A 17,667-nucleotide genomic window follows, 5' to 3' on the forward strand; every position below is an offset into this window, starting at 1 on the left:
GCGTTTTGTCTCTGCGTGGTCAAACATCGGGGTGCTATTTGACCACCTTGATCGCAATATCAGTCGTTAGTCCTGATATGTGAAAGGTTGCCCGGTCGGTGCCGATGAACCCTGGATCGGAGCGATAGAAGACAGCGGCGCCTTGAACCGATTTGTTGCTACACACTCGATTGAAGCCCTCTTTAATTGTGTCGGCGCGACCGGAGCGTACTTCAAAACTGACGTTACCATGCTCCGGGTATCTGACGGTTTCCGGATAGGTGTAGGATACAAATTTACAGTCCTTGGTTCCCTGGAACATCATGAGAAGTGATGTTTTCTTACCGGAGACAGCTGTTACCGCACGTCGCTCTTGTCTCCCTCCGCCGAGCGGCCCGCTGGCACAGCTTGAAAGCGCGGCGGCGATAACGGCGAGCAAGATACCGCCGCGGATCAGATAGCTGTTTTGCATTTCGCCCCTTTCAAAATCGCACCGGACCATGGCCCATGATTCGGTGTTTGATTTTCGGCCTCGCCGTCGCCTCTTGACTGCGGATGCGATGCGACGATGGCCCGGTTATTTGCCGACATGAATCACGAATGTTCTGTCTTGCACCGTGCCGTCCGTATTCAGCCCTGTGAGACGTGCCGTGAATTGATCGGTTCCGACGAAGCCGGGGTTGGAGGTGTAGAAGATATTGTTCCCCTGGACGGATTTGCCGCTACAAAAATACGCGTTGCTGCCCTTGGGGAACTTCGCTGCAACCGGACCATGCTCGATATCGATCCTGCCATGGGCAGGTTGCTTGATGATGCCGGTGTAAGGAAAACCCGCAAAGGTACAATCCGGCTTCACCAGCGAGGCGCCTGTGATCCGTGTCTTCTTGCCGGGTGCAGCCCTGCCTGAAAACTGGCTCTGCTTGGCGCCGCCGATTGGCGCGGACACGCAGCCTGAAAGCGCCATGCCGGCGCTGAGGAAAGCGCTGAGATAAATCAAAGATCTGGGCTTCATTCCACTCTCTCGTTTAATTTTTATATTGGAAATTCATTGTCTATGCCTGAGCCCTGGGGCGCGTTTTGATTGAGTAGCGCATGCCGGAATTAAATCGCTGCGACAGATCGGCGCAAGCCGGTTACCAACGCAGGTCCCATCGAAAATTTTGCCGCCAGCCCTCGATCCGATCACGCTTGGTTAAGAGAGCGGTAATGCGATCCGGATAATTTGAAGCAACTCTCGGGGTGCGTGTATGGCTCCGTTGTATTGCGTATGATGGAGTTGCCTGTGTTTGCGAAGTCGCGTCTGTTTTTCACTTTCGGCTTGTTCGTTGCGTCCGCCGGTGCGGCTTCGGCCGGGGATGGCCAGTACCTCTGGTCGGGCAACTGGTATCTAAGCGTCGGCGCGGCCGGTTTCTCGGCGCCGAAGTTTGAAGGCAGCAAGCACAATAAACTGCAGTGGTCGCCGCTGATCTCCGTCGGCAGGCAGGGTCCAGGCCCGCGCTTCTCCTCGCGCAACGACAATCCATCCTTTGCCTTGGTCGAGAGCGACGCCTTCCGCGCCGGTATCGTTGGCAAGTTCGTGCCGAGCCGCGATAGCGGCGACGGTCACGAGCTGAAGGGCCTGAAGAAGGTAAAGTGGGGCGTCGAGGCCGGCGGCTTTGCCGAGGCCTATCCGACCGACTGGCTGCGCGCCCGCGTCGAAGTTCGCCAGGGCATTCGTGCCCATAGCGGCATCGTGGCCGATGCCGCCGTCGACGCCTTCACCGACATCACCCCGGAACTGCGCCTGTCCGGTGGCCCGCGCATGACGCTCGCCTCCAACGATTATTTCAACACCTACTACGGCGTGAATGCCCGCGAGGCGGCGGCATCCGGCCTCAGCCGCTACAATCCGGGCGGTGGGGTGAAATCCGTCGGTGCCGGCGGTGCGTTGACGTGGAAGCCGACCGAGAACTGGACCACCAGTACCTTCGTGGAATATACGCGCCTGACCGGCCCGGCCGGCGACAGCAGTCTCGTGCGTGAACGCGGCGACCGCAACCAGCTCCTGGTCGGTGTTTCCGCCAGCTACAAGTTCAACTTCACGATGAACTGAGAAAAGCGTGGGGCTCCGGCTCCATTGCTTGACCACGGACGCCGGATGTCACTACTACTCACTCATGCAAAAGACAGGCGACATCAACGGGCGCGTCGCTGACGCGCCGTCCGGCAACTGGGTTTACCGCATCCTGCCTCCGGGGCTCTGGCCCTATGCGCAGCTGGCGCGCTGGGACAGGCCGATCGGCTGGGAACTGCTGATGTGGCCGTGTTTCTGGTCGGCCGCACTGGCCGCCAATGCCGCTGCCGCAGCGGGCCAGTCGCCCGGCTTCCTGCTGATCTATCACCTTTTTCTCTATTTCATCGGCTCGGTCGCCATGCGCGGCGCCGGCTGCACCTATAATGATCTGGTCGATCACGATATCGACATGGAAGTGGCCCGCACGCGCTCGCGTCCGCTGCCTTCCGGCCGCGTGACCCGGCGTCAGGCCAAGATCTTCATGGCGCTGCAGGCGCTGGTCGGATTGCTGGTGCTGCTGCAGTTCAACGGGTTCGCCATCGTTCTCGGCGTGCTGTCGCTCGGTATCGTCGCGCTTTATCCCTTCGCAAAGCGCTTCACCGACTGGCCGCAATTCTTCCTGGGCCTTGCCTTCTCCTGGGGCGCGCTCATGGGCTGGGCCGGCCTGTTCGGCGGCCTGTCGCTCGCTTCCGTCTTGCTCTATGCCGCCGCCATCCTCTGGACGATCGGCTACGACACGATCTATGCCCATCAGGACAAGGAGGACGACGAACTCGTCGGCGTACGCTCCACCGCCCGGCTCTTCGGCGACAAGACCCGCCTCTGGCTGGTCGGCCTTTATGGCGCGGCGCTGGTGCTGATGCTGCTATCCTTCGCGCTGGCCGGAGCCGGCTGGCTTTCCTATATCGGCCTTCTCATCGCCGGCGGCATGTTCGCCTATCAGATCGCCGTGCTCGACATCAACGATGCGCAGCAATGCCTGGCCCTGTTCAGGTTCAACGGCAAGGTCGGCCTCATCATCTTTTCCGGCCTCTTCCTGTCGTTCCTGTTGCTTGTCGTCTGAGCAAACGGAAAACCCGGCGTGGGGCGCCGGGTTCGATCCAATGAAAGTGGCCGATCTCAATGCCGCGCGATGATCTCGCGGCCTTCGATCTTCATCTTGATGCCGAGCTTGCCGGTCGAACGGCGTACCAGGAAGCGCGGGCGGCGCTCGGCGAAATAGGAATGGCGGCGGCGCGGCTGGGCGTCGCGGGCGGCAACCCCGCCCAGATGCTCTTCCAGCGGACGGGCAACGCCATCGGCTTCGATCATCAGCATGGGGATGCGGAAGGCTTCCGACCACGAGCGCCAGTCGGCGGCGATGTCGCTCAGGTCATGGGCAACGAGAAGGGGGATGCAGAGATCCGGATCGGAATGATGCAGCTCCAGCGTCACGGTGACTTCGCCGTCGCCATGGTCGATGGCGCGGGCGGCGACGCCCTTGAAGGCGCGCTTCGGCAGGGCGACCGACAGCGGCAGGCCGCTGGACGGCAGGATCTTGCGCAGCACGGCGCCGCGCTCGTCGATCGTGATGGTGACGTCACCCTCGGCACCCCGCATGGCATAGCTGACCTGTTGCGGAAAGCGCGCCGGATCAAGCCGCAGTGTGTTTCCAGCCCAATCGGGCTTCAGGACGGTATTTGTCATCTAATCTCTACCCTTGCTTTACCTGAGAGCCGGTTTTCCGGTCTTCTTACGGAGAACGTCATGTCCTCTCGTTGGGTTCAGATTAGGCGGCGTCCCTTCCAGACAGCTTAAAAATCGCGGTTAAGAAAACTTTGCATCCTCAAATGGTTAGCAAAACTGAATCGATCAGGGTTTCCATAAAATGAACGCACGGCCAAAGCGGTCGTGCCGATCCGGCACACGCAATGGCTGAAGTATTGTAAGTCTCGGGTAAGGTTTCAGTGCAATACTATCGAGAGATTCGCTCGGTTTATATTAGAGATTTATTGGGAATCGCACTGATGGTATCCACCTATGTTGGTTACACGACCGCTACCAGAAGCATGGCGACGTCGCTCAATCAGGTGGCATCCCAGTCGCAGAACAAGCGTCAGATCGATTATTACAATGCCAATATCGGCAAGGTGAAAACCGTCGACGACTTCATGGACGACTACCAGCTCTATAGTTATGCCATGGAAGCCTACGGCCTGTCGGACATGACCTATGCCAAGGCCTTTATGAAACAGGTCTTGACCAGCGATCTCAGCGATTCCAGCAGTTTTGCCAACAAACTGACCGACCCGCGCTACAAGGAAATCGCCGCGGCGTTCAATTTTGGCACGAGCAGCTCCTCGGCGGCGCAAACCAGCACCCAGGAAGACGATCTGATCGGCCTCTACAAGCAATCCTTCACGACGGAGGAAACCGCTGCCCAGACCGAAACCAGCTATTACAACCTGCATATCAGCGATGTTAAGACCGTCGACGACCTGCTCGGCAACAGCCGCCTCAGAGACTATGTGCTGAAAGCTTACGGCCTCGACCCGACCTATACGTCGAATTCCTATCTGAAACAGGTTCTGACGAGCGATGTCAGCGATCCCGACAGCTTCGTCAATCAGAATGGCAGCACGGCGACCAAGGCGCTGGCCGCCGAATTCAATTTCAATGCCGACGGAACGGTGAAGACGTCGACGTCGGATGACGACACAGCCTATTACGAAAGCCAGATCGGCTCGATCACCTCCGTGGATGAGCTGACCTCCAATCCCCGGCTGTTCGAATATGTCAAAACCGCCTTTGACATCCCGACCTATATTACCGCCAGCCAGTTCAACGCCGCCGCCGAGAACGCGACCACCGCCGAAGCGAAGGGGCTGACCGATGTCATGGCGCAGTTCAATTTCCAGAGCGACGGCACCGTCGCCGATGGCGAAGAGGCGCAGACCTCTGCCCAGATAAGCGCGACGACGGATGGCTATACCGCCAACTACAAGGGTGGCCCGCAGACGCTTGGTCAGATGACCGATGTCACCAGCGCCTATAACGGCACGGTCCCGTCCTTCACGACGACGGTCGGCGCGACCGACAACGATCTCTATTACAAGGATCATATCGGCTCCATCACCTCGGTCGACGAACTGACCTCGGACAGCCGTCTCCTGAATTACATCAAGACCGCCTACGGCATTGCCGCGGATACGCCGGCCGTCGTGTTCAAGAACGCCTTCGCGAGCTCGTCGACGGCCTCCATCTTCGGCCTCACCGATGTCGTCGCGGCATTCAACTTCCAGTCGGACGGGACGCTGGCGAGTGGCGATGTCGCCCAATCCCAGGACGAGATCGACGCGGCCTCGACGGCCTACATGCAGAATTACCAGGCGTCGCAGACATCCCTGACCACCGATGCCGTCAACAATTACAAGACCCGCATTGCCGACGTGAAGACCATCAAGGATTTCTTCGCCACCAATTCCGAGGCCGATAGCGACTCGTCCAATGACAGTCTCCCCGAGCTCTATGACATGGCGCTGCGGGCCTACGGCATCAGCTCGAGCGAAATGACGAAGACGCAGATGCAGAAGATCCTCGAGAGCGATCCCTACGATCCCAAGAGCTATGTCAGTTCGCTCAAGGACGACCGCTTCACCAATCTCGCCAAGGCCTTCAACTTCGACAGCGACGGCAAGCTGGAGGCGCCGGTCCAGGCGCTGTCGCAGACGCAGATCAACAACTACATCTCGGATTATTCCAGCCAGAGCACCTTCGGGTTGACGGGTGCCGAGAAGACGAAGGCCGCCAGCGACGCCAAGGATGCCGGCACCTATTTCGCCACCAATATCGTCAAGGTCACCAGCGTCAGCGATCTCCTCGCCGACAGCAAGCTCACCGATTTCATCCTGAAGGCCAACGGCATCGATCCGAAAACGGTCAGCACAGCAACCTTGAAGAAGGCTTTTGCATCCGATCCGAGCGATTCCAAGAGCTTCGTCAACACGGACGACGGTGCGCAATTCAAGAGCATCGTCGAAGGCTTCAATTTCGACACGGATGGAAACCTGACCAACACCAAGCTGGGCACCGCGCAGAACACGGGCACGGTCGCGCAGACCAACGATCTCTTCCTGCGCCAGACCCTCGAGGACCAGGAAGGGGAGACCAATCCCGGCGTGCGCCTGGCGCTCTATTTTCAGCGCAAGGCGCCGGACATCACCTCCATCTACGATATCATGGGTGACAGCGCGCTCTATCAGGTCCTCACCACGACCTTCAGCCTGCCGAGCTCGATGTCCTCCATGGATGTCGATTCGCAGGCAAAGCTCCTCAACAAGGTCATCGACATCACCGACCTGCATGACCCGGACAAGGTCAACAAGCTCCTGCAGCGCTTCTCGGCCATGTACGATCTGACGAACAACACCAGCTCCTCGTCGTCGCCCGCACTGTCCATCCTGACGAGTTCGTCCTCCAGTACCGGCATCAGCGCCGACACTCTGCTGTCGATCGCGCAGCTTTCCTCCCGTTAAAGGACTTGATCGCGAACATATAGGGTGGGCGCGATCTCGGCGACCGCGGTGCTGCTCCGCTGTCCCGACGGCTGGCGTCTCATTTTAGGAAGCTTTGCGAAGAGATTTTAAGGCGGTGTTAAGATTTATTTAAACGCCTTAACCTAAAAAGGCGCCTATACAGAGCCGCTTTTACGCCCCGAATCTCCTTAAATTGCATAGCAATGTCGATCATTCATACCTTCAGCAAGAAGAGCGGCCGTCTTGTCGAACTGACCTTCAGTTCCGGCGCCCGCGCACGCCGCATCGTGACATCCGGCCGGCGGAACAGGCAGGCGAAATCTCGCATTCTCGCCTTGGCGGGCATCCTCGCGAGCGCCTATCTCGTCATCTGCGGAAAGGTTGTCTATCTCGACTGGCAGCCGACGGTCGAGACGACGAAGATCCCGTCCGGCTCGACGATCGCATGGCGCCCCGACATCGTTGACCGCAACGGCGCGCTCTTGGCAACCGACATCCGGACGGTGTCGATGTTCGCCGAGCCGTTTCACATCGTCGATGTCGACGAGGCGGTGGAGAAGCTTTCCGGACTATTCCCCGACCTCGACAAGAAGACGCTGTATCAGAAGCTTTCCGACAGGCGCTCCCATTTTGCGTGGCTGCGGCGTCAGCTGACGCCGAAGGAGCAGAGCGAGGTTCTGGGCCTCGGGATCCCGGCAATCGGTTTCCGCCCCGAGGTCAAGCGTTTCTATCCCGGCGGGCGCACCGCCGCCCATGTCCTGGGCTATGTCGATATCGACAATCACGGCGTCGCCGGGATGGAGAAGTATCTTGACGAGCAAGGTCTTTCGGACCTCACCTCCGCCGGCATGGCAAGCCGCGACAGCCTGCAGCCCGTCCACCTGTCGATCGACCTGCGCGTTCAGAATATCGTTCATGATGTCGTGACGGATGCGATCGGCCGATATCAGGCTCAGTCGGCCGGCGCGGTCATCCTCGATATCCATACCGGCGAGGTGCTGGCCATGGCATCGGTTCCCGATTTCGATCCGAATGACCCGCAGGCGGACGTCAAGGGCTGGCTGAATCGCATGTCCGATGGCACCGATGAAATGGGCTCGGTGTTCAAAACCTTCTCGATCGCGATGGCCATCGACACCGGCACGGTCAAGCTGAGCGACACATTCGATGCCAGTACACCCCTGCACTATGGCGGCTTCACCATCCACGACGACCGTGACGTTCCCAGACGCGTGCTGTCGATCCCCGAAATCTTCCGCTATTCGTCCAACGTCGGCACCGCCAAGATGATGGACAAGGTCGGAATGGACGTCCAGAAGGCCTATCTGACCCGCTTCGGCTTGCTCTCGAGGATGCAGACGGAGCTACCCGAGGTGAAAGCTCCAAGCCAGCCGAAAGTGTGGAAGAAGATCAACTCGATCACCGCCGCCTTCGGCCATGGCGTTGCGACCACGCCGATGCAGACGGCCGTTGCCGGAGCCGCCCTGATCGACGGCGGCGAACTGATCGAGCCCTCCTTCCTGCCGCGGACGCAGGAGGAGGCCGAGAAGACCGAAAAGATGATCGTCAAGAAGAGCACCAGCGACGTCATCAGATATTTGTTCAGGCTGAACGGCGAACAGGGCACCGGCCGAACCGCCGATGTCCCCGGCTTCCATGTCGGCGGCAAGACGGGCACGGCGAACAAGGTGATCAACGGCGTCTATTCGCACAAGCTGAGCTTCAATTCCTTCCTCGCTGCTTTTCCGATGGAAAACCCTAGATATGTGGTGCTGTCCTTCATCGACCAGCCGCTGACGGGCCTGCACAATTTGAACCTCGCCACCGAAACGGCGGCACCCATGGTTCACGACATCGTCAGCCGCGCCGCGCCGCTCCTCGGCGTCGAGCCGAATTTCGGACAGAACCTGCTGACCTCCTATTGATCCTCGGGACGGAGCCCGGCGGCAATGGCTCCCGGCAAATTCTTCGGAAAATCATGACCGATTCGCGCCACTATCCCACACGGTGCGTGGAGGTCGGCCCGCACCCTGCCGCCGTGCCGACATGGCGCGTTCCGTAAGCCCTGGGAATGCGGAATAAGCGCATTCGACGACGCTCGGAAGGAACTTATTAACCGTCTTTGCCCTATTCGATTTGGGAAGCCATCGGCAATATCAATGACTGGGTTGCAGGTCTCATGCGTCTTTCCCGAACGAACATTTCGAATGCGGTAAATGGCTTCCAGCCGGAGGGTGAGCCCGATCCGGAACAGGTCGCGGAAGAAGCCCGCCGGGCCGAGCAGATCGCCGCCCGCCGCGCATTCCTGGAAGAAAAGATCCGCGTCGCCCGCGAGGCCAAGCGCCAGGCCGAGGAGCGCCGGCGCGCCGAGGAACGGCGGCTTGCCGAAGAGGCGCGGCTGCGGATAGCGGCGGCCCCCAAGCCGGTCGTCGAAGCCCTGCAGGCGAGCACCGCGACAAGCCAGGCTATCATGCCGGTAACGCCGCATGGGATCTCCGCCGAGGAGCTTGCCTCGCCCGGCTGGCAGAACGCCTTCCTGATGGGGCCGAATGTCCGCTTCACCCGGACGCGCGAGAACGAGATCGTCAGCCGGCGTCCGCCCGCCGAACCCGCACCTACGGCCGCACCCGTGCCGCCGGCCGTGAACCATGCCGCAATGCGGGTCATGGAGCCGCTGGTGATCGCGCAGCCGGTCGCGGCTTCCGCGCCGCCGGCAGCAGAGCCGCCGGCCGAATTCGATCTGCCCCCATGGGAAGACATGCCGTTTTCGGCCGCAGCCTATCATCCCGCCGTAATTCAGAACTCTCCGGCCGCCGCGCCGGACGCATTGGAGATGACCGTCATCGCTACCGCATTCCATAAGGCCCCCGCGATCGCGCTGGATGCCTCGCCGTCATTGCCGAAAGTTGCAGAATCCGTCGCCGCGCCCGTGGTCGAGTCGCGGCTTGCCCATCTCTCCGATTTCGCCTTCTGGGATGCCATGCCCTTCGAGGGAGAATTCGTGTCCGCCATCAAGGGTGCGCTGGTTCAGCCGGCGCTCGTTCCCGAGATCCAGGCCGAGGTCGAATCGATCGTCGCGAAATTCCGTGTGGTCGAATGCCGCCGCCCGGCAACCGTCGTGGATATGCCGCAGGACATCGTCGTTTCGCCGGATGCCGCAATCGTCGCTCCGGTCGAATCGCAGCCGCTGCCGGTCGGCAATCTCGTGATGGACGAGCTTGCCGCGCTGGAGGCCATTGCTCTGGCGCCGACTGTCCCGGCCGCAATCGAAATGGTCGCTCCTGTTGTCGTAAAGCCGGACACGATCGAGCCCGCCGCCTTTGTGCCGCCCGCCTTCGTCACCGCCGTCTTCGCCAACGCGCCTGAGGCCGTTGTCGAACCGCAGGTCGCTCCGGCCCCGAGCAAGCCGTCGCCGGCTCCGGTCATGGTCGTCGCGCCGATGCCGGTCAAAGTCTCCGCGCCTCCGGCTGTCGCTCCGGTCGCCGAGGCAAAACCCGCCGTCGCCGCCGTCGAGGCCGCCAAGCAGCGGCTGATCGATCCGCCGCCGTCGCAGATCACGCCGCGCAGGCCCAATGCCATAACCCCGCCGGAATGGCGGCCGATCGCCCGCAGCGGCGAGGGCGACTATGAATTGCCGCCGCGCGAATTGCTGCAGGAGCCCGTCGCCCGTTCCGGCGTGATCATGACGCAGGAGACGCTGGAGCAGAATGCCGGCCTTCTGGAAAGCGTGCTGGAGGACTTCGGCGTCAAGGGCGAGATCATCCATGTCCGTCCCGGCCCGGTCGTCACGCTCTATGAATTCGAGCCGGCCCCCGGCGTCAAATCCTCGCGCGTCATCAACCTCGCAGACGATATCGCCCGTTCGATGTCGGCGCTGTCGGCCCGCGTCGCTGTGGTCCCCGGCCGCAACGTCATCGGCATCGAACTGCCGAACGTCAATCGCGAGACCGTCTATTTCCGCGAGATGATCGATTCGCCCGATTTCGAGAAGAGCGGCTACAAGCTGGCGCTCGGCCTCGGCAAGACGATCGGCGGCGAGCCCGTGATCGCCGAGCTCGCCAAGATGCCGCATCTGCTTGTTGCCGGCACCACTGGTTCCGGTAAATCGGTTGCCATCAACACGATGATCCTGTCGCTGCTCTACCGGATGACGCCGGAACAGTGCCGCCTGATCATGGTCGATCCGAAGATGCTGGAACTCTCCGTCTATGACGGCATCCCGCACCTGCTGACCCCGGTCGTCACCGACCCCAAGAAGGCCGTCATGGCGCTGAAATGGGCGGTGCGCGAGATGGAGGATCGCTATCGCAAGATGTCGCGCCTCGGCGTGCGCAACATCGACGGCTACAACAGCCGTGTCGCCTCCGCCAAGGAAAAGGGCGAGACGATCCACATCATGGTCCAGACCGGCTTCGACAAGGGCACCGGTGCCCCGATCGAGGAGAACCAGGAGATGGATCTGACGCCGATGCCCTATATCGTCGTCATCGTCGATGAAATGGCCGACCTGATGATGGTCGCCGGCAAGGAGATCGAAGGCGCGATCCAGCGTCTGGCGCAGATGGCGCGTGCCGCCGGCATCCACCTGATCATGGCGACGCAGCGTCCGTCGGTCGACGTCATCACCGGCACGATCAAGGCGAACTTCCCGACGCGCATCTCCTTCCAGGTGACGTCGAAGATCGACAGCCGCACCATCCTCGGCGAACAGGGTGCCGAACAGCTCCTCGGCCAGGGCGACATGTTGCATATGGCCGGTGGCGGCCGCATCTCCCGCGTTCACGGCCCCTTCGTCTCGGACGAGGAAGTCGAGAAGGTCGTCGCCCACCTGAAGCTGCAGGGCCGTCCGGAATATCTCGACACGGTCACCGCCGACGAGGACGAAGAAGACGAGGAAGAGGATACCGCGGTTTTCGACAAGGGCGCCATCGCCTCCGAAGACGGCGACGATCTCTACGAACAGGCGATCAAGGTCGTCATGCGCGACAAGAAGTGCTCGACCTCCTACATCCAGCGCCGCCTCGGCATCGGCTACAACCGCGCCGCCTCGCTCGTCGAGCGCATGGAAAAGGACGGCCTGGTCGGTCCCGCCAACCATGTCGGCAAGCGCGAGATCATCTCGGGCAACCGCAATGGCGGCGGCAATGCGGGCAATGAGGATTTTGATTGAGTAAATAGCCTGTCGTTGGGGGAGGGGCTCACGATATCCTTCGCTTGCCGCTCAGGATACCCCCTCATCCGGCCTGTCGGCCACCTTCTCCCCGCTGGGGAGAAGGAATACGGCCGGCCCTTGGGAGCAAACAGAGCGTGCTCCTCCCGAAATTTTCTTCTGCAAAGAGTCCGATGTGGTCCCCCTCCTTCTCCCCAACGGGGAGAAGGTGCCCGACAGGGCGGATGAGGGGGCCGAGGGATGATCCCGAGGGCCTTGAGCGCCAAGCGAAAGGCAGCCTTGCGGTGCAATGTCCCCTCAATCTGCCCGTTCCGCGAGTTCTTTTCCCCTTTGACGAAAAGGTATTCAAACCCGCAAAACTTTCCCCGGATTCATCACCCCCGCCGGATCGAACGCCGTCTTGATGCGGCGCATCAGGTCCATCTCGATATCGGAGCGGATCGAGGCCAGCTCGTCGCGCTTCAGCTGCCCGATGCCGTGTTCGGCCGAGATCGAGCCGCCGTGCTTCAGCACCAGGCCGTGCACGATCTTGTTCATGTCGTGCCAGCGGCCGATGAACTCCGCCTTGTCGGCGCCGACGGGCTGCGAGATGTTGTAGTGGATATTGCCGTCGCCCATGTGGCCGAAGGCGCAGATGCGGGCGCCGGGCAGGGCGGCGAGCACGGCGGTCTCCGCCTCGGCCATGAATTGCGGGATCTGCGCCACCGGTACGGAAACGTCATGCTTGATCGAGCCGCCCTCTGGCTTCTGCGCATCCGACATGCTCTCGCGCATGTGCCAGATGGCCTTTTGCTGGGCTTCCGAGCTGGCGATGGTCGCATCCTGGATCAGGCCGTCCTCGTAGCCCTGTTCGAGCAGCGCCGTCATCATCCGCTCGGCGGTCTCGGCCGAATCGGAGGTCGAGATATCGATCAGCACATACCAGGGATGCACGGTCTCCAGCGGATCGCGCACGCCAGGAATATTGCGCACGGTGAATTCGACGCCGATGCGCGGCATCAGCTCGAAGCCCGTCAACGCCGTCCCGCAAAGCCCGGCGGCGTTCTTGAACAGGGTCAGCGCGTCCTCGACCGACTGGATGCCGGCAAAGGCCACCTGATGGCCAAGCGGTTGCGGGAAGAGCTTCAGCACCGCGCCGGTGATGATCCCGAGCGTGCCTTCGGCGCCGATGAAGAGATCGCGCAGATCGTAGCCGGTGTTGTCCTTCTTGAGGCGGCGCAGGCCGTTCCAGATCTCGCCGGTCGGCAGGACGACCTCGAGGCCGAGGCAGAGCTGGCGCATGTTGCCATAGGCGAGAACGGCAGTGCCGCCGGCATTGGTGGAGAGGTTGCCGCCGATGCGGCACGAGCCTTCCGAGCCGAGCGACAGCGGAAACATGCGGCCGTGCTCGGCCGCCGCCCTGTGCACCTCGGCGAGGATGCAGCCGCCGTCGACGACCATGGTGTTGCCGACCGGATCGATGTCGCGGACACGGTTCATCCGCTCCAGCGACAGGATGATGTCGGAGCCGCCCTCGCGCGGCGTCTGCCCGCCGACAAGGCCGGTATTGCCCGTCTGGGGAACGATGGCCGTGCCGGTCTCGCTGGCAAGTTTCAGGATCGCCGAAACCTCTTCCACCGAGCCGGGCTTCAGGAGCAGCGGCGAGGCGCCATGATAGAGCCCGCGGTTTTCCACCAGATGCGGGGCGAGATCCCCCGCTTCCCGCAACGCATGCTTTTCTCCGACGATGGCGGCAAAGCGATCGAGAAGGGCGGAGGAGGGGGCGGCGCTGCTCATGGCGTATCCTTTTGCCGAATTGCGTGTGGTCGGATTTACTCTCTGGGCGCGGCCGCGCGGCGCAGCCGGTCGTTGATGGCCTCGCCGAGCCCCTCGTCGGGAATATGCGAAAAGGCAATCGTCACGGCGCCGCTGGCATCGGCGCGCTTCATGAAATCGAAGAGGTTTGCGGCGGCTTCCGAAAGATCGCCGGAGGGGCTCAGGTCCAGCACGGCAATGGCACGTTCGATGCCGGCAATGTCGGGCGTTCCGAAGCGGATCAGCGCCTCGTTTGCGGAGATGTCCGTCGCGTCGAGCCGCACGGCTGCGCCTGGCGCATAATGCGAGGCGAGCATGCCCGGCGCCTCGATGGCGGCCGAGGCCTTCTTCTTGCGCTTCAGTGCCTTGCCCGCCACCCGCTCGATCTCGCTAGCCGCAAGGCCGCCGGGCCGCAGGAGGCGTATCTCGCCATCCTCGACCTTGACGATGGTCGATTCGACGCCGACGACCGAGGCACCGGCATCGAGGATGAGTGAAATCCGCTCCCCAAGGTCGTCATCGACATGATCGGCGCTGGTGGCGCTGATCTTGCCGGATGTATTGGCGCTCGGCGCGGCAAGCGGACGGTCGAAGGCGCGGATCAGCGCGCCGGCAAAGCCTTGCGGCACGCGAATGCCGACCGTGTCGAGCCCGGCCGTTGCCAGCGGATGAATGCCGCTTTCCGGCCGCAACGGCAGCACCAGCGTCAGCGGGCCCGGCCAGAAGGCCTCGGCCAGCTTGCGCGAGATCGGATCGAAGACCGCATAGCGCTCGGCCATGGCGAGATCGCTCATATGGCAGATCAGCGGATTGAAGCGCGGCCGCCCCTTCGTCTCGTAGATGCGGGCAATGGCGGCCGGATTGGTGGCGTCGGCGGCAAGCCCGTAGACCGTCTCGGTCGGCAGGCCGATCGGCAACCCCTCGGCGAGCGTGGTCGTCGCCTCGGCTATCGCCGTCTCGGGGTTCTCAAGGATGTCGATATGTCGTGCCATGGCCGGACCGGTTGCAGTTCAGGCCGTTCTTATGCTTTTCAAGTTTGGGGATCAATGATCAAAGCTCGCGAATGATGCCGCAATGTCGCTGGTGACCTGTCGCGCCCGGCGGCGAAAAGGAGCTCTTCGTCGTGGTCCCTGATTGTATCGCCGCCGCTGCCGGTACTGGGTCCGCGACGATTGCGTTGGCAGCTCGCTTCAAGCGGGTGGGATTCGCGTGGAAACCTGCCGTCGAAGGGCCTGTCGCAATTAAGATAAAGCGTCATGTCCCGGAATTGCTCCCTTCGAAAAAGCGCATCCTGTCCGTAAAGCTAACGGCTTGAATTGTCTTTCGATATCGCTGTGTCCCTCGCCTGTCGGCCAGGCTTTGTTCCCCTGTCGCCAATTTCGAAGCCGATGTCGCATTGCAGCAGAGCGGCGGCAAGGGTGGGGATTATGATGACATCAATCTCAAGGTGCCGCCTGCTAGGGAGGCGGAGAATTGGGAAGCCGGTCGAAATCCGGCGCTGCCCCCGCAACGGTGGTGGAGTGAGGCATGGCGGATAAAGCCACTGGGCCGGGAGGGCCTGGGAAGGTGCCATGGGGTCCTGGAAACAGGGCCGCTCCAGAGCCCGGAAACCAGCCTTGGGGACATATGGTTTACTGACCGCGGCGGGCGGTCGGGACATTGCTTCCGGCCGTCCAGAACCGGCCGCGCATGTCCTCTGCCTGCTTTTTGGTATTGAGCAAGGAATAGGGCACATGGACACACGCACCAACGTTTTGCGGCAATTGAAGAACCGTCGCGAAGGCTTCAGCCTCGAGCAGCCTTTCTATACCGATCCCGACTATTTCAAGCTCGACATGGAGATGATCTATTATCGCGACTGGCTGTTCATCGGCCATGATTGCGAGGTGTCGCGCGCCGGCAATTATTTCACCGTCCAGATCGGCGATTACCCGGTCGTCGTGGTCCGTGGCCGCGATCAGGTGATCCGCGCCTTCCATAACAGCTGTCGCCACCGCGGCTCGCGCGTCTGCAACAGCGAGCGCGGTTCCTCGGCCAAGCTCGTCTGCCCCTATCACCAGTGGACCTACGAGCTGAACGGCAGCCTGCTCTTTGCCCGCCACATGCCGGAGGATTTCGACAAGGAGCAGTTCTCGTTGAAGCCGGTTCATTGCGAAACCGTCGGTGGCTACATCTTCATCTGCCTTGCAGAACAGGCGCCGGACTTCGCGCCGTTCCGCGCCATGGTCGAGCCCTATCTCGTCCGTCATCGCCTCGGCGAGACCAAGGTCGCCTTCGAGAGCACGATCATCGAGAAGGGCAACTGGAAGCTCGTGTGGGAAAACAATCGCGAATGCTATCATTGCGCGGCCAACCATCCCGAACTCTGCCGCACCTATCCGGAAGCGCCGAGCGCCACCGGCGTACAGGGCGCCAAGGACGATCCGGTGATCGCGGCGCATTGGGCGAAATGCGAGGCGGCGGACCTTCCCAGCGAGTTCCGCATGTCGCCGACCGGCCAGTTCCGTGCCGCCCGCATGCCGCTCATCCAGGATGCCGAGAGCTACACCATGTCGGGCAAGCGCGCCGTTCAGCGCCCGCTCGCCAATGATATGCTGGAAAGCCATATCGGCACCTTGCTGCTCTTCCACTATCCCACGACCTGGAACCATGTGCTCGCCGACCATGCGATCACCTTCCGCGTGCTGCCGCTCGGCCCCGAGCAGACGCAGGTCACGACCAAATGGCTCGTCAACAAGGACGCGGTCGAAGGCGTCGACTATCGTCTCGACGAACTCACCCATGTCTGGACCGAGACCAACGATCAGGACCGCCGGATCGTCGAGGAAAATGCCTTCGGCATCCGCTCGCCCGCCTACGAGCCCGGCCCCTATTCGCCGGAAGACGAAGGCGGCGTCATGCAGTTCGTCGAATGGTATTCGAATTTCATGATCAACCGGCTGCAGGGCGATCAGGCCAAATTGTCGGCGGTTGCCTGAGCCATGAACATGACCGTCTCCCTCCGCCATCAGCACCTGGATCAGATGCAGCCCTGGAGCGACAGGCAGCATCTGCTCGAATGCCTCTCGGCAACCCCGGAAGCGCCCGATGTGATGACCTTCACATTCCGCTCCGACAAGGACAACTGGTTCCGCTATCTGCCCGGCCAGTTCGTCACCCTGGAGCTGCCGACGGCTCCGGAGCCGGTCATGCGCACCTATACGCTCTCCTCCACGCCGTCGCGGCCCTTCTCGGTCGCAGTCACGGTGAAGGCGCAGAAGGACAGCATCGGCACGCGCTGGATGTTCGAGAACCTGAAGCCGGGCATGCGCATCAAGGCTTTCGGTCCGCTCGGCGACTTCACCCACATCCGCCATCCCGGCGAGAAATATCTCTTCGTCTCGGCCGGCTCCGGCATCACGCCGATGATGGCGATGACGCGCTACATGTCCGACACCGCGCCGCTGTCCGACATCACCTTCGTCAACTGCGCGCGCAGCCCATCCGACATCATTTTCCGCTCGGAGCTGGAATATCTCGCCCGCTTCATGCCAAATCTCGATCTCGGCTTCATCGTCGAGGGCTGCGGCCGCACCGATCTCTGGTCGGGCCTGAAGGGCCGCATCGACAAGGCGAAGATCGCGCTGCTGGCGCCGGATTTCATGGACCGCACGATCTTCTGCTGCGGCCCGGAAGTCTTCATGGATGCGGTGCGCTCCATGCTCGAGGCTCATGGCTTCGACATGTCGCGCTACCACCAGGAAAGCTTCCAGCCGGCGCAGGCGGCAACGCCGCTCGCCGAGGTCAGCGACGACGCATCGGCCGAGGCGGCCACCTCGATCCGCTTCACCATGGCCGGCAAGGATGTCGCCTGTGCGCCGGGCCAGACGATCCTGCAGGCGGCGCGGGGCGCCGGCGTGCGGATCGGCGCGGCCTGCGAATCCGGCCTGTGCGGCACATGCCGGGTGCTGAAGCTTTCGGGCGAAGTCGAGATGAACCACAATGGCGGCATTCTCGATGACGAGGTCGACGAGGGCTACATCCTCGCCTGCTGTTCCCGTCCGAAGACGGATGTGCAGATCGAAGCCTGAGGCATGGTGATGAAACGATAGGGCGCTTCGACGAGGCGCTCTATCCCATTGCCTTCATGCAATTCCCGATGACAAGCTGCTGCGCGC

The 17,667-nt window shown here is 61.8% G+C and carries 12 protein-coding genes and 1 riboswitch; of the genes, 7 read left to right on the plus strand and 5 right to left on the minus strand.

Annotated features, from left to right (window positions below):
- Positions 1-34 precede the first annotated feature (34 nt).
- Complete coding sequence (locus tag FHX11_RS07135) at positions 35-451, minus strand: hypothetical protein (RefSeq protein WP_184356474.1); 417 nt, start codon at positions 449-451, stop codon at positions 35-37.
- 105 nt (positions 452-556) lie between these two features.
- Complete coding sequence (locus tag FHX11_RS07140; RefSeq protein ID WP_246780917.1) at positions 557-976, minus strand: hypothetical protein; 420 nt, start codon at positions 974-976, stop codon at positions 557-559.
- Between the two features lie 273 nt (positions 977-1,249).
- On the opposite strand from FHX11_RS07140, the gene FHX11_RS07145 reads away from it, so the two are divergent.
- Both FHX11_RS07145 and ubiA read left to right on the plus strand, forming a co-directional pair.
- Complete coding sequence (locus tag FHX11_RS07145) at positions 1,250-2,071, plus strand: MipA/OmpV family protein (protein WP_184357512.1); 822 nt, start codon at positions 1,250-1,252, stop codon at positions 2,069-2,071.
- 64 nt (positions 2,072-2,135) lie between these two features.
- Positions 2,136-3,095 carry a 4-hydroxybenzoate octaprenyltransferase gene (gene ubiA, locus FHX11_RS07150; protein WP_184356478.1) on the plus strand — a complete coding sequence of 320 codons (960 nt, stop codon included), beginning with the start codon at positions 2,136-2,138 and terminating at the stop codon, positions 3,093-3,095.
- Between the two features lie 56 nt (positions 3,096-3,151).
- On the opposite strand, the gene FHX11_RS07155 is transcribed toward ubiA, so the two are convergent.
- Positions 3,152-3,718 (minus strand): DUF6101 family protein, encoded by a 567-nt coding sequence (locus FHX11_RS07155; protein ID WP_184356480.1) that lies wholly within the window; start codon positions 3,716-3,718, stop codon positions 3,152-3,154.
- A 320-nt stretch (positions 3,719-4,038) separates the two neighbouring features.
- On the opposite strand from FHX11_RS07155, the gene FHX11_RS07160 reads away from it, so the two are divergent.
- The 3 genes from FHX11_RS07160 to FHX11_RS07170 all read left to right on the plus strand — a co-directional run bounded on the left by FHX11_RS07160 (position 4,039) and on the right by FHX11_RS07170 (position 11,716).
- Positions 4,039-6,546 (plus strand): DUF1217 domain-containing protein, encoded by a 2,508-nt coding sequence (locus FHX11_RS07160; RefSeq protein WP_184356482.1) that lies wholly within the window; start codon positions 4,039-4,041, stop codon positions 6,544-6,546.
- Positions 6,547-6,749: 203 nt separating this feature from the next.
- Positions 6,750-8,471 carry a penicillin-binding protein 2 gene (locus tag FHX11_RS07165; RefSeq protein WP_184356484.1) on the plus strand — a complete coding sequence of 574 codons (1,722 nt, stop codon included), beginning with the start codon at positions 6,750-6,752 and terminating at the stop codon, positions 8,469-8,471.
- 254 nt (positions 8,472-8,725) lie between these two features.
- The gene (locus tag FHX11_RS07170) at positions 8,726-11,716 is read left to right on the plus strand and encodes a DNA translocase FtsK (RefSeq protein ID WP_184356486.1); all 2,991 of its coding nucleotides are present in this window, start codon (positions 8,726-8,728) and stop codon (positions 11,714-11,716) included.
- Positions 11,717-12,061: 345 nt separating this feature from the next.
- On the opposite strand, the gene FHX11_RS07175 is transcribed toward FHX11_RS07170, so the two are convergent.
- Together FHX11_RS07175 and FHX11_RS07180 are read right to left on the minus strand one after the other, a co-directional pair.
- Complete coding sequence (locus tag FHX11_RS07175; RefSeq protein WP_184356488.1) at positions 12,062-13,492, minus strand: FAD-binding oxidoreductase; 1,431 nt, start codon at positions 13,490-13,492, stop codon at positions 12,062-12,064.
- A gap of 35 nt (positions 13,493-13,527) precedes the next feature.
- Positions 13,528-14,502 (minus strand): L-threonylcarbamoyladenylate synthase, encoded by a 975-nt coding sequence (locus FHX11_RS07180; protein ID WP_184356490.1) that lies wholly within the window; start codon positions 14,500-14,502, stop codon positions 13,528-13,530.
- 436 nt (positions 14,503-14,938) lie between these two features.
- Positions 14,939-15,144, plus strand: a riboswitch (cobalamin riboswitch).
- Between the two features lie 99 nt (positions 15,145-15,243).
- On the opposite strand from FHX11_RS07180, the gene FHX11_RS07185 reads away from it, so the two are divergent.
- Together FHX11_RS07185 and FHX11_RS07190 are read left to right on the plus strand one after the other, a co-directional pair.
- On the plus strand, positions 15,244-16,488 hold the full coding sequence (locus FHX11_RS07185; protein WP_184356492.1) for an aromatic ring-hydroxylating dioxygenase subunit alpha: 1,245 nt from the start codon (positions 15,244-15,246) through the stop codon (positions 16,486-16,488).
- Positions 16,489-16,491: 3 nt separating this feature from the next.
- Positions 16,492-17,580, plus strand: coding sequence for a hybrid-cluster NAD(P)-dependent oxidoreductase (locus tag FHX11_RS07190; protein ID WP_184356494.1), 1,089 nt, complete (start codon positions 16,492-16,494; stop codon positions 17,578-17,580).
- The last annotated feature ends 87 nt before the right edge of the window (positions 17,581-17,667 follow it).

The sequence above is a fragment of the Rhizobium sp. BK602 genome (assembly GCF_014195095.1).
Taxonomy (GTDB): Bacteria; Pseudomonadota; Alphaproteobacteria; order Rhizobiales; family Rhizobiaceae; genus Rhizobium.